Source organism: Streptomyces sp. NPDC033845 (genome assembly GCF_055576225.1).
Map to the genome: position 1 here is coordinate 1 of NZ_JBVIRI010000019.1, position 13607 is coordinate 13607.

Annotated in this window: 11 protein-coding genes; 7 read left to right on the forward strand and 4 right to left on the reverse strand. The window is 73.4% G+C overall.

All coding sequences use genetic code 11. The features are described from left to right. Window positions 1-101 (forward strand): MFS transporter (locus tag ACZ50K_RS30005; protein ID WP_468908863.1); only part of this gene is annotated, 101 nt, incomplete at its 5' end. A gap of 23 nt (window positions 102-124) precedes the next feature. Here the strand turns inward: ACZ50K_RS30005 and ACZ50K_RS30010 are convergent. Next, the gene (locus ACZ50K_RS30010; RefSeq protein ID WP_468908629.1) at window positions 125-1132 is read right to left on the reverse strand and encodes an LLM class flavin-dependent oxidoreductase; all 1008 of its coding nucleotides are present in this window, start codon (window positions 1130-1132) and stop codon (window positions 125-127) included. Window positions 1133-1190: 58 nt separating this feature from the next. Then, window positions 1191-2663: a cytosine permease gene (locus ACZ50K_RS30015; RefSeq protein WP_468908631.1), complete on the reverse strand. Its 1473-nt coding sequence runs from the start codon at window positions 2661-2663 to the stop codon at window positions 1191-1193. 139 nt (window positions 2664-2802) lie between these two features. On the opposite strand from ACZ50K_RS30015, the gene ftsY reads away from it, so the two are divergent. Then, a complete protein-coding gene (gene ftsY, locus ACZ50K_RS30020; RefSeq protein WP_468908633.1) occupies window positions 2803-4029 on the forward strand; it encodes a signal recognition particle-docking protein FtsY in 1227 nt (408 codons plus the stop codon). A 112-nt stretch (window positions 4030-4141) separates the two neighbouring features. On the opposite strand, the gene ACZ50K_RS30025 is transcribed toward ftsY, so the two are convergent. Beyond that, window positions 4142-4810 (reverse strand): bifunctional DNA primase/polymerase, encoded by a 669-nt coding sequence (locus ACZ50K_RS30025; RefSeq protein ID WP_468908635.1) that lies wholly within the window; start codon window positions 4808-4810, stop codon window positions 4142-4144. A 295-nt stretch (window positions 4811-5105) separates the two neighbouring features. Here ACZ50K_RS30025 and nsdA point away from each other — a divergent pair, with 295 nt between their 5' ends. From nsdA to ffh, 5 genes are all read left to right on the forward strand, one after another. Further along, complete coding sequence (gene nsdA, locus ACZ50K_RS30030; protein ID WP_468908637.1) at window positions 5106-6599, forward strand: transcriptional repressor NsdA; 1494 nt, start codon at window positions 5106-5108, stop codon at window positions 6597-6599. Between the two features lie 251 nt (window positions 6600-6850). Continuing rightward, window positions 6851-8200 (forward strand): ammonium transporter, encoded by a 1350-nt coding sequence (locus ACZ50K_RS30035; protein ID WP_468908639.1) that lies wholly within the window; start codon window positions 6851-6853, stop codon window positions 8198-8200. Beyond that, the gene (locus ACZ50K_RS30040; RefSeq protein ID WP_468908641.1) at window positions 8197-8535 is read left to right on the forward strand and encodes a P-II family nitrogen regulator; all 339 of its coding nucleotides are present in this window, start codon (window positions 8197-8199) and stop codon (window positions 8533-8535) included. Before ACZ50K_RS30035 ends, ACZ50K_RS30040 begins: the two co-directional genes overlap by 4 nt. Before the next feature lie 53 nt (window positions 8536-8588). Next, entirely contained in the window at window positions 8589-11045 is a 2457-nt protein-coding gene (locus ACZ50K_RS30045; RefSeq protein WP_468908642.1) for a [protein-PII] uridylyltransferase, read from the forward strand. Window positions 11046-11175: 130 nt separating this feature from the next. Further along, window positions 11176-12750, forward strand: a complete 1575-nt coding sequence (gene ffh / locus ACZ50K_RS30050; protein ID WP_468908644.1) for a signal recognition particle protein — start codon at window positions 11176-11178, stop codon at window positions 12748-12750. A gap of 120 nt (window positions 12751-12870) precedes the next feature. On the opposite strand, the gene ACZ50K_RS30055 is transcribed toward ffh, so the two are convergent. Then, window positions 12871-13563 (reverse strand): methyltransferase type 11, encoded by a 693-nt coding sequence (locus tag ACZ50K_RS30055; protein ID WP_468908646.1) that lies wholly within the window; start codon window positions 13561-13563, stop codon window positions 12871-12873. Window positions 13564-13607 lie beyond the last annotated feature (44 nt).

Sequence of the window (13607 nt, forward strand, 5' to 3'; positions counted from 1 at the left end):
GGGCCTACGTCATCTACGCGGTGTTCGCCCTGCTCTCGATCCCCTTCATCCTCAAATGGGTGCCGGAGACCAAGGGCAAGGCGCTGGAGGAGATGGGCTGACCCCCGGCCGGCGCGCCCCCGGCTCAGGACCCGCCAGGGTCCTCCGGGGTCCCCAGCCGGGGCAGCACCTGCTCGCACAGCAGGTGCAGGCTCCGCCAGCCCTCGTCCACCGGCATCCCGCCGCACAGCGGATGCAGCACCAGGTTCCCGGCCTCGCCGGCGCCCCTGGCGTACTCCACCGCCTGCTCCGGGGAGAGGATCCGGTAGACCCCCTCCGCCCTCAGCTCCGCCACCGTCCGGGCCCCGGAGCGCACCGCCGAGCGGATGTCCTTGGACTGCCAGGAGGCGTACATCCCGGCCTCGTGCAGGAACCGCTCCCCGTACATCGCCCAGGCCCGGTCCGGGTCCTCCGCGATGTGCAGCAGCGGGGTCTGCTCGGCGGGCATCATGCAGAACCCCTCGGTGCCGTGGGCGGCCAGCTGCTCCTGGTAGTACGCCTCCAGTTCCGGGAGGTGCGCGCTGGGGAAGAACGGCAGTCCCAGCCGGGCCGCCCGCCGGGCCGCGGCCCGGGAGCTGCCGCCGACCAGCAGCAGCGGGTGCGGCCGGGTGAACGGCCGCGGGGTGACCCGTACGGTCCGGCCGCGGAACTCGAAGGGCTCCCCGGTCCACGCCTTCAGCAGGGTCTCCAGCAGCTCGTCCTGGAGCTTGCCCCGGCGTCCCCACTCCACCCCGTGCTGCTCGTACTCCTCCGGCCGGTAGCCGATCCCGGCCACCGTCACCAGCCGGCCGCCGCTGATCAGGTCCAGTACGGCGATGTCCTCGGCCACCTTCAGCGGATCGTGCAGCGGGCCGATGATCGCGGAGACGGTCACCGCGATCCGGCGGGTGGCGCCGAAGACGGCGGCCGCGAAGGCGAAGGGGGAGGGCATCCAGTTGTTCTCGGTGCCGTGGTGCTCCTCCGTCTGGACGGTGTCGACCCCGCGGTCGTCCGCGTACCTCGCCATCTCCAGGGCCGCCCGGTAGCGGGCCGACAGCGACTCGGGGGTGCCGTTCGGGTCGACGAGATTGAACCGGGCCACGGTGATGGGCATGGGAAGGTCCCCCTCCGGCGGATGCGGTTGGCGAAGGGGGACGTTAGCTGACGCAGCGTCAGTTGGACAGGCTTGCGGCCGGCTCGCGCGCCGGTTCCCCCGCCGGCCCCGCCGCCGCGCCCGCGTCCGGGCCGGCGGCCGGCCGCCGGGTGCGGGGGAGCACCGCGTAGAGCACCGCCGAGACGAGGATGCCGGCCAGCCAGCCCAGTCCGTTCCGGCCGACCCAGGTGTCCGCCAGCGGCCCGCTGAACCAGTCCACCGAGGTGAACAGCAGACCCGCCGCCAGCGCCACCGCCCAGGCCGTCATCGCCTGCCAGGCGAAGCCGCCCCGGTACCAGTACGCGCTGGACGGGGTGGTGTCCAGCAGGGCCGCGCCGTCGTACTCCCGGCCGCGCAGCAGGTCCACGCCGAACACCCCGATCCAGGCCGAGAAGGCCACCGCGAGCAGGGTCAGGAAGGAGATGAAGGAACCGAAGAAGCTGGTCGCGACCACCATCAGCAGGAACCCGAAGACCAGGCTGATCAGGGCGTTCACGCTGACCGCGGCGGCCCGCGGCACCTTGATGCCCAGGGTCTGCGCGGTGAACCCGGCCGAGTACATGGACATCGAGTTGATCAGCAGCATCCCGATCAGCGCGATCAGCAGGTACGGGACCGCGATCCAGGCCGGCAGCAGCTCCCCGATGAAGGACACCGGGTCCTGGGCCTGTGCCAGGTCCGGGGTGCCGACCGCCATCACGGCGCCCATCAGCACCATCGGGATCACCACCACCGCGGCACCGCCCACGGTCGCGCCCACCATCCCCCGGGCCGAGGCGGTGCGCGGCAGGTAGCGGGTGAAGTCGGGGCCCGAGGGCACCCAGCTGATCCCGCCCGCCGCGATGGTCCCGATGCCCGCGACCAGCATCGCGGTGGAGCCGGCCGGCTTGCCGAACACCGCGGACCAGTCGGTCTCCGCCACCAGGTAGCCCAGCACCAGCACGCTGAACCCGCCGAACAGGTACGTGGACCACTTGGAGCAGACCCGCAGCGCGCTGATCCCGAGACCGGACACCAGGAAGGTGCAGCCCACGAACAGCAGCAGGGTGACCACGATCAGCGCGGTGCTGCTCTCCACACCGAACAGCAGGTCCAGCACCGTCAGGATGGCGTAGGCGCCGCTGACCGCGTTGATGGTCTCCCAGCCCCAGCGGGCGATCCAGATCAGCGAGCCGGGGAAGAGGTTGCCGCGCTGCCCGAAGACCGCCCGGGACAGGGCCATCCCCGGGGCCCCGCCGCGCTTCCCGGCGATCGAGACCAGGCCCACGATCCCGTACGAGAGCACCGGCGCGGCCACGGCCACCACCAGCACCTGCCAGAAGTTCAGCCCGTTGAAGATCACCAGCCCGGCGCCCATGGTCAGCAGCAGCACGCTGATGTTGGCCGCCACCCAGGTGGGGACGAGTTCCCGGACCCGGCCGGTGCGCTCGGCGTCGGGCACCGGCTCCAGACCGCGGGTTTCTATCGCGCCGGTGGGGGCGTCGGCAGGCATGGATCACTCCGAGGGGGATGTGGGGGGAGTTGTCCATCATCGTAGATTCACCCCGTAACGCACAAACAGAGGCATAGGTCCTTGTCGGATCCTCCGGCTACCGGGGTGCGGGGCGGCCGTGGCCGATACTGGGTGCGTTATGGACATCCTCATCCTTGCCGTAGTCATCGCCCTGGTCGCGGTCGGCGCGATCAGCGGGCTCGTCGTCGGCAGCCGCAAGAAGAAGCAGCTGCCCCCGCCGGCCCCGCCGAGCACGCCGACCATCACTGCCCCGCCCGCCGAACCGCAGGTGGGGGAGGACGCCGCCCCGACGGCGCAAGAACCGCGCCGGACCATCGAGGAGGTCGTGCTCCCCGAGGCGGAGGCGGCGGCCCCCCAGGCCCCGGCCGAGCCGGAACCCGAGGTCCCGGCCGCACCCGCCGCTCCCGAGATCGAGGTGCCCGAGCCCACCGCCGGCCGCCTCGTCCGGCTCCGCGCCCGGCTGGCCCGGTCGCAGAACTCCCTCGGGAAGGGGCTCCTCACCCTCCTGTCCCGCGAGCACCTGGACGAGGACACCTGGGAGGAGATCGAGGAGATCCTGCTCACCGCCGACGTCGGCGTGCTCCCCACCCAGGAACTCGTCGACCGGCTCCGCGACCGGGTCAAGGTGCTCGGCACCCGCACCCCCGACGAGCTGCGCGCCCTGCTGCGCGAGGAGCTCGTCACCCTGATCGACCCGTCCATGGACCGCGCGGTGAAGACCGAGGGCGGGCTGGAGACCCCCGGCGTGGTGATGGTCGTCGGCGTCAACGGCACCGGCAAGACCACCACCACCGGCAAGCTCGCCCGGGTGCTGGTCGCCGACGGGCGCAGCGTGGTGCTGGGCGCGGCGGACACCTTCCGGGCCGCCGCCGCCGACCAGCTCCAGACCTGGGGCGACCGGGTCGGCGCGCGCACCGTGCGCGGCCCCGAGGGCGGCGACCCGGCGTCGATCGCCTTCGACGCGGTCAAGGAGGGCATCGCCGAGGGCGCGGACGTCGTACTGATCGACACCGCGGGCCGGCTGCACACCAAGACCGGGCTGATGGACGAGCTGGGCAAGGTCAAGCGGGTGGTGGAGAAGCACGGCCCGCTGGACGAGGTGCTGCTGGTGCTGGACGCCACCACCGGCCAGAACGGCCTCACCCAGGCCCGGGTGTTCGCGGAGGTCGTGGACATCACCGGCATCGTGCTGACCAAGCTGGACGGCACCGCCAAGGGCGGCATCGTGATCGCGGTCCAGCGCGAGCTGGGCGTCCCGGTCAAGCTGATCGGCCTCGGCGAGGGCCCCGACGACCTGGCGCCCTTCGAGCCGGGCGCGTTCGTGGACGCCCTGATCGGCGACTGACCGATCGGCGGCTGACCCCGCACGGGCCCGGCCCGTGTCGACCGTACGCCCGGAGCCCCCGTGCCGAGACATCGGCCGGGGGCTCCGGGCGTACGGTCAGGGGGCGCCGGGGTCAGCGGCGCAGCCGGTGGCAGATGTAGGCGAGGGTGCCCAGCAGCAGCCGGGCCTCCGGCGGCCGGGCCGCGGTGTCCAGGGCCGGGGGGCGCAACCAGGAGACCGGGCCGAGGCCCGCGTACTCCGACGGCGGGGCGGTCAGGAAGGCCCCCTCGCCCAGCGCGCGCAGATCGAGGTCCGCGTCGTCCCAGCCCATCCGGTACAGCAGCTGCGGCAGCCCGGCGGCGGCGCCGGGGGCGACGAAGAACTGGGCCCGGCCGTCCGGGGTGGCGGTCACCGGGCCCAGCGGCAGGCCCATCCGCTCCAGCCGGGCCAGCGCGCGCCGGCCCGCCTCCTGGTCGACCTCGATCAGGTCGAAGGCCCGGCCCACCGGAAGCAGCACGGCCGCCCCGGGATAGTCCGTCCAGGTCTCCGTCGCCTCGTCCAGGGTCGCGCCCGCCGGCACGGTCGCCGCGCCGGGCAGCGGATGCGCCCCGGGGCTGGCGCAGTCCGCGTCCCCGCAGGAGCAGTCCCGGCCGGGGCCGGCGGCGCGGGCGCCCGGCAGCGCGTCCCAGCCCCACAGCCCGGTGTACTCGGCCACCGCGGTGCACTCCGACATCCGGCCGCGGCGCCGGGCGCCGGTCCGGAACTCCTTGGTACCCCGGCTGCCGCCGATCGTGAAGCCCATGCCCATGCCCCCTCCAACGGGTCCGGCCTGCCGGTGGTTACGCGCTCCGTCGCCTGCCCTGCGCCCGTCGCCGTCTGCCACCGCGGACGGGCTGTGTCCAGTGAATCGCGCCCGACGGGTGGCGAGTTCATTCGAAGGGGTGGCGAATGGTGGCGTTTCCGCGATCGACCTCGCGGTGGGGGTGATCGTAGGATTACTTTCGGTACATGAACCCCCTGCGGTACGCCCGGGCACGGGTATGCCGGAGGCAACCGGGGGTTCGGGGTGAAGGGGCTGAGCGGATGGGGGCGTTCCAGTGAGCGGCAACGACGCAAGCGGAACGAGCGCGATCGCGGAGTCGGCTGCCCGCAACGAACAGCTGACCTCCTGGTTCGTCCGCAGTGGCTGGTCCAAGGGCGAACTCGCCCGCCAGGTCAACCGGCGCGCCCGGCAGATGGGCGCCCACCACATCAGCACCGACACCTCCCGGGTCCGCCGCTGGCTGGACGGGGAACAGCCCCGCGAACCCGTCCCGCGGATCCTCTCCGAACTCTTCTCGGAACGTTTCGGCACCGTCGTCGCCATCGAGCAGCTCGGCCTGCGCACCGCCCACCAGACCCCCTCCGTCTCCGGCGTGGACCTGCCCTGGGCCGGCCCCCAGACCGTGGAACTCCTCGGCGAGTTCTCCCGCAGCGACCTGATGCTCGCCCGCCGCGGCTTCCTCGGGACCTCGCTCGCCCTCTCCGCCGGCCCCGCCCTCATCGAGCCCATGCAGCGCTGGCTCGTCCCGCTCCCGGCCGCCGACCCGGGAACCCGGGAGGCGGGGCCGGCGGCCCTCGCCGGACACCGGCCGCCCCGGCTCTCCGAACCGGAACTCGACCTCCTCGAAGCCACCACCGTCATGTTCCGCCAGTGGGACGCCCAGTGCGGCGGCGGACTGCGCCGCAAGGCCGTGGTGGGACAGCTCCACGAGGTCACCGACCTGCTCCAGGAGAACCACCCCGCCCCGGTCTCCCGCCGACTGTTCAAGGTGGCCGCCGAACTCGCCGAACTGGCCGGCTGGATGAGCTACGACATCGGCCTGCACCCCACCGCCCAGAAGTACTTCGTCCTCGCCCTGCACGCCGCCAAGGAAGCCGGGGACAAACCCCTCGGCTCCTACATCCTGTCCGGGATGAGCCGCCAGATGATCCACCTCGGCCGCCCCGAGGACGCCCTGGAACTCATCCATCTGGCCCAGTACGGCAGCCGGGACTGCGCCGGCTCCCGCACCCAGGCCATGCTGTATGCGATGGAGGCCCGCGCCTACGCCAACATGGGCCAGCCCAGCCGCTGCAAGCGGGCCGTGCGGATGGCCGAGGACACCTTCGGTGACGTCGGCCTCGGCGGCGAACCCGAACCGGACTGGATCCGCTTCTTCTCCGAGGCCGAACTCAACGGGGAGAACGCCCACTCCTACCGCGACCTCGCCTATGTGGCCGGCCGCAGCCCCACCTACGCCTCACTGGCCGAACCCGTGATGGAACGCGCCGTGGAACTCTTCGCCAAGGACGAGGAACACCAGCGCTCCTACGCCCTCAACCTCATCGGCATGGCCACCGTCCACCTGCTCCAGCGGGAACCCGAGCAGGCCACCCGACTGGTCGACCAGGCCCTCGACGTGGCCGGAAAGGTCCGGTCGGAACGGGTGAACACCCGGCTCCGCAAGACCGTCGACACCGCCGCCCGCGAATACGGGGACGTCGGCGAGGTCGTCCTCCTCACCGACCACCTCGCCGCCCGCCTCCCCGAAGCCGCGGAGGCCGTCTGAGACCCCGGCCGCGGCGGTCACCCGCACGACCCGATCAGGCTCCCCCATCGCCAGATCCCGGGCCCCGCCGCGGCCGGCACCCCCCTCCACCCTGTTCATCGGGCCGTAACAGCCCGGACTCCTTCGTCATCGTCGCGAAACACCGAGCGGCACCGCCGGAAACCGGCCTGCGCGAATCTCATGGCCAATAACCGGCCAGACCCGCAGGCAGGCCGGCCGTACGCGAACGTACCGACGACGAGGAGACGCCGATGGCAGCATCAGCCATCACGACCCTTGCCGCAGACGCCCCGACGCTGTCTGCCGCGAACACCGGGTTCATGCTCATCTGCTCCGCCCTGGTCATGCTGATGACCCCGGGCCTTGCCTTCTTCTACGGCGGCATGGTCCGCGTCAAGAGCAGCCTCAACATGCTGATGATGAGCTTCATCAGCCTCGGCATCGTCACCATCCTCTGGGTCCTCTTCGGCTTCAGCCTCGCCTTCGGCACCGACATCGGATCCGTCATCGGCTGGTCCTCCGAATACGTCGGACTCAGCGGCATCGGCCTCACCCAGCTCTGGGACGGCTACACCGTCCCCGTCTACGTCTTCGCCGTCTTCCAGCTGATGTTCGCGATCATCACCCCGGCCCTGATCAGCGGCGCCCTCGCCGACCGGGTCAAGTTCTCCGCCTGGGCCCTGTTCATCACCCTCTGGGTCTCCCTCGTCTACTTCCCCGTCGCCCACTGGGTCTGGGGCGCCGGCGGCTGGCTCTTCGAACTCGGCGTCATCGACTTCGCCGGCGGCACCGCCGTCCACATCAACGCCGGCGCCGCAGCCCTCGGCGTGATCCTCGTCATCGGCAAGCGGGTCGGCTTCAAGAAGGACCCGATGCGCCCGCACAGCCTCCCGCTCGTCATGCTCGGCGCCGCCCTCCTCTGGTTCGGCTGGTTCGGCTTCAACGCCGGCTCCTGGCTCGGCAACGACGACGGCATCGGCGCCCTGATGTTCCTCAACACCCAGGTCGCCACCGCCGCCGCCATGCTCGCCTGGCTCGGCTACGAGAAGATCCGGCACGGCTCCTTCACCACCCTCGGCGCCGCCTCCGGCGCCGTCGCCGGACTCGTCGCCATCACCCCCTCCGGCGGCTCCTGCTCCCCGCTCGGCGCCATCGCCATCGGCGCCGTCGCCGGTCTGGCCTGCGCCATGGCCGTGGGCCTCAAGTACCGCTTCGGCTACGACGACTCCCTCGACGTGGTCGGCGTCCACCTGGTCGGCGGCATCCTCGGATCCCTCCTCGTCGGCCTCTTCGCCACCGGCGGCGGCCAGTCCGAGGCGGCCGGCCTCTTCTACGGCGGCGGACTCGAACAGCTCGGCAAGCAGGCCGTCGGCGTCTTCGCGGTCCTGGCCTACTCTCTCCTGGCCTCCGCGCTGCTCGCCCTCCTCCTGCACAAGACCATCGGGATGAGGGTCCCCGAGGACGACGAGGTCTCCGGCATCGACCAGGTCGAACACGCCGAGACGGCCTACGACTTCAGCGGAGCCGGAGGCGGCACGGCCACGCGCAGCACCGCCGTACCCGTCACCGCCGTCACGGACTCGAAGAAGGTCGACGCATGAAGCTCATCACCGCCATCGTCAAGCCGCACAAGCTGGACGAGATCAAGGACGCCCTCCAGGCCTTCGGCGTCCACGGCCTCACCGTCTCCGAGGCCAGCGGCTACGGACGCCAGCGCGGCCACACCGAGGTCTACCGGGGCGCCGAGTACACCGTCGACCTGGTCCCCAAGATCCGCATCGAGGTCCTGGTCGAGGACGACGCGGCCCACGACGTGATGGATGTCGTGGTCTCCGCCGCCCAGACCGGAAAGATCGGCGACGGCAAGGTGTGGAGCGTCCCGGTCGAGACCGTGATCCGCGTCCGCACCGGGGAACGCGGCGCGGACGCGCTCTAGAGCGCCCCGCCGGACCCCCCGCCAGAACGCCTCTAGGACCAGGGAGCCGCTGGGTGACGAGCACCGAGAACACCACCACCGATGCCGACCCGGCCGACGCGCCGGACCCCGGCCCCAGCGGCTACGCCGCGGCCCGGCTGCGACTCCTCCGGGAGGAGTCGCGGTCCGGGCCGTCCCGGCGTTCCGCACTGGCCGCGCTGACCGACGACTGGCTGGCCGGCCTGTTCACGGCCGCCACCCGGGAGACCGGGGTGCGCGGCGCCGCCCTGGTCGCCGTCGGCGGCTACGGACGCGCCGAACTCTCCCCCCGCAGCGACCTCGACCTGCTCCTGCTGCACGACGGCAAGGCCGCCCCCGCCGCCCTCTCCCGGCTCGCCGACCGGCTCTGGTACCCGGTCTGGGACCTCGGCCTCGCCCTGGACCACTCGGTCCGCACCCCCGCCGAGGCCCGCAAGACCGCCGCCGAGGACCTCAAGGTCCACCTCGGACTGCTGGACGCCCGACCCGTGGCCGGGGACCTCGGACTCCTCGCCGGACTGCGCACCTCCGTCCTCGCCGACTGGCGCAACCAGGCCGCCCGCCGGCTCCCCGAACTCCACACCCTCTGCCGCGACCGGGCCGAACGCCACGGCGAGCTCCGGTTCCTGCTGGAACCCGACCTCAAGGAGGCCCGCGGCGGCCTCCGCGACGCCGCCGCCCTCCGGGCCGTCGCCGCCTCCTGGCTGGCCGACGCCCCCCGCGAGGGCCTCGCCGAGGCCCGCCGCCGGCTCCTCGACGCCCGGGACGCCCTGCACCTGGTCACCGGCCGGGCCGGCGACCGGCTCTCCCTGCAGGAACAGGACCAGGTCGCCGCCCGGCTCGGCCTCCTCGACGCCGACGCGCTGCTCCGCGAGGTCTACGAGGCCGCCCGGGTCGTCGCGTACGCCGGAGACGTCACCTGGCGGGAGGTCGGCCGGGTCCTGCGGGCCCGGTCGGCCCGCCCCCGGCTGCGCGGACTCCTCGGCGGCCGGACCGCCGCCGCCGGAGCCGGCGAGCGGACCCCGCTCGCCGAAGGGGTCGTCGAACAGGACGGCGAGGCCGTGCTCGCCCTGGCCGCCCGCCCCGAACGCGACCCGGTCCTCCCGCTGCGCTTCGCCGCGGCCGCCGCCCGGGCCGGACTGCCCGTCTCCCCGCACGCCGTACGCCGGCTCGCCGCCCAGACCCGGCCGCTGCCCGTGCCCTGGCCCGCCGAGGCCCGCGAGGAACTGCTCACCCTGCTCGGGGCCGGCGAACCCACCATCGCCGTCCTTGAGGCCCTGGAGGCGGAAGGCCTGGTCAGCCGACTGCTGCCGGACTGGGAACGGGTCCGCTGCCGCCCCCAGCGCAACCCCGTCCACACCTGGACCGTGGACCGCCATCTGATCGAGACCGCCGTCCGGGCCGCCGCCATGACCCGCCGGGTCGGCCGCCCCGACCTGCTGCTGATGTCCGCCCTGCTGCACGACATCGGCAAGGGCTGGCCCGGGGACCACTCCGTGGCCGGCGAGACCATCGCCCGCGACATGGCCGTACGCGTCGGCTTCGGCCCCGCCGACGCCGCCGTCCTGGCCACCCTGGTCCGCCACCACCTGCTGCTCATCGACACCGCCACCCGGCGCGACCTGGACGACCCGGCCACCGTCCGGACCGTGGCCGAGGCCGTCGGCGCCCCCGGCACCCTGGAACTCCTGCACGCCCTCACCGAGGCCGACGCGCTGGCCACCGGCCCGGCCGCCTGGTCGGCCTGGCGCGGCTCCCTCGTCGCCGACCTGGTCCGCCGGGTCGCCGCCGTCCTCGACGGAGCCCCCGCCGCCCCCGCAGTCCAGGCCCGGCCCGGCGCCGACCAGGAACGCCTCGCCGTCGAGGCCCTGCGCACCGGCGAACCCGTCCTCTCCCTGCACGCCCGCCAGGAGGCCGACGCGGTCGGCGTGGAACTGGCCGTGGCCGTGCCCGACCAGCCCGGGGTGCTGCCCGCCGTCGCCGGGGTCCTGGCCCTGCACCGGCTCACCGTCCGGGCCGCCGACCTGCGCACCGTGGAGCTCCCCGAACTGCCCGAGGTCCCCGGCGAGGTCCTGCTGCTGCGCTGGCGGGTCTCCGCCCAGTACGGCTCCCTGCCCGAGGCGGCCCGGCTGCGCGCCGACCTGATCCGCGCCCTGGACGGCTCCCTGGACGTCCCGGCCAAGCTCGCCGACCGCGAGGCCGCCTACCCGCGGCGGCGCGGGGTGCGGCCGCCGCCGCCCCGGGTCACCGTGATCCCGGAGGTCTCCGCCCTGGCCACCGTCCTGGAGGTGCGCGCCCCCGACGCGGTGGGCCTGCTGCACCGGATCGGCCGGGCCCTGGAGGGCGCCGGGGTCCGGGTCCGCAGCGCCCATGTCTCCACCCTCGGCGCCGACGCCGTGGACACCGTCTACGTGGTCGACGCCGACGGCAAACCCCTGGGCCCGGCCGCCGCCGCCACCCTGGCCGGCACCGTCCAGGAGGCCCTCGGATAGCGGCCGCCCGGCGGATCGGGCCGGGGGAGCGGGGAGGATCGGCCCCGCAGGGCCGGGCAGAGCGCCCGGCCCGATACCCTGGGACCCGACCGACCGCCCGCCGCCCCCGACCTTAGGAATCGCGACCACCGTGTTCGATACGCTTTCCGACCGCCTCAGCGCGACCTTCAAGTCTCTCCGGGGCAAGGGCCGCCTCTCCGAGCAGGACATCGACGCCGCGGCCCGGGAAATCCGTATCGCCCTCCTTGAGGCCGACGTCGCCCTCCCGGTCGTCCGTTCCTTCATCGCGAACGTCAAGGAGCGCGCCCGCGGCGCGGAGGTCTCCAAGGCGCTCAACCCGGCCCAGCAGGTCCTCAAGATCGTCAACGAGGAGCTGGTCTCGATCCTCGGCGGCGAGACCCGCCGGCTGAGGTTCGCCAAGACCGCCCCCACCGTGATCATGCTGGCCGGTCTCCAGGGTGCCGGTAAGACCACCCTCGCCGGAAAGCTCGGCCTCTGGCTGAAGAGTCAGGGCCACTCCCCGCTGCTGGTCGCCTGCGACCTCCAGCGCCCCAACGCCGTCAACCAGCTCAGCGTGGTCGCCGAGCGGGCCGGGGTCGCGGTCTACGCCCCCCAGCCCGGCAACGGCGTCGGCGACCCGGTCCAGGTCGCCAAAGACTCGGTCGAGTACGCCCGCACCAAGCAGTACGACGTGGTCGTCGTCGACACCGCCGGCCGCCTCGGCATCGACGCCGAGCTGATGCAGCAGGCCGCCGACATCCGCGACGCGGTCTCGCCCGACGAGATCCTCTTCGTGGTCGACGCGATGATCGGCCAGGACGCGGTCAACACCGCCGAGGCCTTCCGGGACGGCGTCGGCTTCGACGGCGTGGTGCTCTCCAAGCTCGACGGCGACGCCCGCGGCGGTGCCGCGCTCTCCATCGCGCACGTCACCGGCAAGCAGATCATGTTCGCCTCCAACGGCGAGAAGCTCGACGAGTTCGACGCCTTCCACCCGGACCGCATGGCGGGCCGGATCCTCGACATGGGCGACATGCTCACCCTGATCGAGCAGGCCGAGAAGACCTTCAGCCAGGCCGAGGCCGAGAAGATGGCGGCCAAGCTGGCGAAGGGGCCGAAGGAGTTCACCCTCGACGACTTCCTGGCCCAGATGGAGCAGGTCCGGAAGATGGGCTCCATCTCCAAGCTGCTCGGCATGCTCCCCGGCATGGGCCAGATCAAGGACCAGATCAACAACATCGACGAGCGCGACGTCGACCGCACGGCCGCCATCATCAAGTCGATGACCCCGGCCGAGCGCCAGGACCCGCACCTGATCAACGGCTCCCGCCGGGCCCGTATCGCCAAGGGCTCCGGTGTCGAGGTCAGCGCGGTCAAGAACCTGGTCGAGCGGTTCTTCGAGGCCCGCAAGATGATGTCCCGGATGGCCCAGGGCGGCGGGATGCCCGGCATGCCCGGCATCCCGGGCATGGGCGGCGGCCCCGGCCGGCAGAAGAAGCAGGTCAAGCAGGCCAAGGGCAAGCGCAAGAGCGGCAACCCGATGAAGCGCAAGGCCGACGAGGCCGCCGCCGCGGCCCGCCGCGAGCAGGGCCCCCAGGACGACGCCCCGGCCGCCCCCGGGAACCCGTTCGGCCTCCCCGCCGGAGGCGGCAAGCCCGGCCAGGACTTCGACCTGCCGGACGAGTTCAAGAAGTTCATGCAGTAGGCGGAGAAGGCCCCGGAAAGGGGGCGGCGGAGGGCCGGGAAGGCCTCCGCCGCCCCCTTTCCGCATGCGGGCACCCGCGCCCGCCGCGCCCCGGGCCGGGCGGGGCGCGGAGCGGCCCGCTCACGGCACCCGGGCGACCACGTACCGGAAGATGTTCGGCAGCCACACGCTGCCGTCCGGCCGCTCGTACGGGTGCAGTTCCTCGGCCAGCTCCTTCTCGGCCTGGCCGGGGTCGGACAGGTCGTAGAGCCCGGTGGACAGCAGCCCGCGCACCGCGCTGGCGCCGTCCGCGTACCCGAACGGGCAGAACACCCGGCCGGATCCGTCCGGTCGCAGCCCGGCCCGCTCGGCCAGCGCGTCGAGGTCGGCGGGGCCGGCCGGGCCGTACGGACCGGAGGCCTCCGGCAGGGCCGGCACGGTGCAGCGCTCCGGCGGGCCCCAGCCCGCCAGCACCACGGCCCCGCCCCGCCGGACCGCCGGCAGCGCCTCGGCCAGCGCCGCCGGATCCGGCGCGAAGGCGGTCAGCAGCCCGTACCGGGCGGCGTCCGGGCGCGGGGGAGCGGGCAGCACCTCCGGCACCCGGTCCCTGGCCAGGGCCCGCAGGGCCGGCCGGGGCTCCACCCCGGTGACGGCGGCCCCCCGGGCGGCGGCCAGCAGCAGGCTCAGGCCCGCCCCGCAGTCCAGGCCGAGCACCCGGTCCCCCGGCCCGACCTCCAGCCGGTCGTACACCGCTTCGTACAGCGGTACCAGCATCCGTTCCTGGATCTCCGCCCAGTCCCTGGCGGTGTTCACGGCCGTCGGCGTCGGTGTCATCGAAAGAGCGCTCCTGATTCCTCTCGCCCCCTTGCCCCCGTTGC

Excerpts from the sequence above, each read along its gene's own strand:
- ACZ50K_RS30035 (WP_468908639.1), top strand. The coding sequence starts at position 6,851 with ATGGCAGCATCAGCCATCACGACCCTTGCCGCAGACGCCCCGACGCTG.
- ftsY (WP_468908633.1), top strand. The coding sequence starts at position 2,803 with ATGGACATCCTCATCCTTGCCGTAGTCATCGCCCTGGTCGCGGTCGGC.
- ACZ50K_RS30055 (WP_468908646.1), bottom strand. The coding sequence starts at position 13,563 with ATGACACCGACGCCGACGGCCGTGAACACCGCCAGGGACTGGGCGGAG.
- ACZ50K_RS30040 (WP_468908641.1), top strand. The coding sequence starts at position 8,197 with ATGAAGCTCATCACCGCCATCGTCAAGCCGCACAAGCTGGACGAGATC.
- ACZ50K_RS30015 (WP_468908631.1), bottom strand. The coding sequence starts at position 2,663 with ATGCCTGCCGACGCCCCCACCGGCGCGATAGAAACCCGCGGTCTGGAG.
- ACZ50K_RS30010 (WP_468908629.1), bottom strand. The coding sequence starts at position 1,132 with ATGCCCATCACCGTGGCCCGGTTCAATCTCGTCGACCCGAACGGCACC.
- ACZ50K_RS30025 (WP_468908635.1), bottom strand. The coding sequence starts at position 4,810 with ATGGGCTTCACGATCGGCGGCAGCCGGGGTACCAAGGAGTTCCGGACC.